At 45.7% G+C, this 243-nt stretch carries 1 protein-coding gene; it reads right to left on the bottom strand.

The window, feature by feature from the left end:
- On the bottom strand, positions 1-243 hold a 243-nt coding region (locus L9G74_RS21805), incomplete at both ends, for a PTS transporter subunit EIIC (RefSeq protein ID WP_238898973.1).

Here is a 243-nt window from a genome sequence, read left to right as displayed (position 1 = left end):
GCCCCGAGTGCCCCGGCGATAATACCACCGAATACTCCTGTTTGAAGCGTTGGTATACCAAGAACGTTTGCAAATGCTGGGTCTGCACCAATATCTTCTGGTGTAATTCCCATGATTACGCTCATGGTTACGTTCATAATCAAGTAACCAATCATGGCAGCAAGACCTGCTACCCCTTCTCCACCAGCTAAACCGATGGCAACCCCAATAGCAAATAGGATTGGTAAATTAGAGAAAACAATA

Source organism: Shewanella electrica, from assembly GCF_022321485.1.
In the GTDB taxonomy this organism is placed as follows: domain Bacteria; phylum Pseudomonadota; class Gammaproteobacteria; order Enterobacterales; family Shewanellaceae; genus Shewanella; species Shewanella electrica.
The sequence above is the reverse complement of the archived record's forward strand: the minus strand, read 5'-3'. Positions and strand labels throughout refer to the sequence as shown.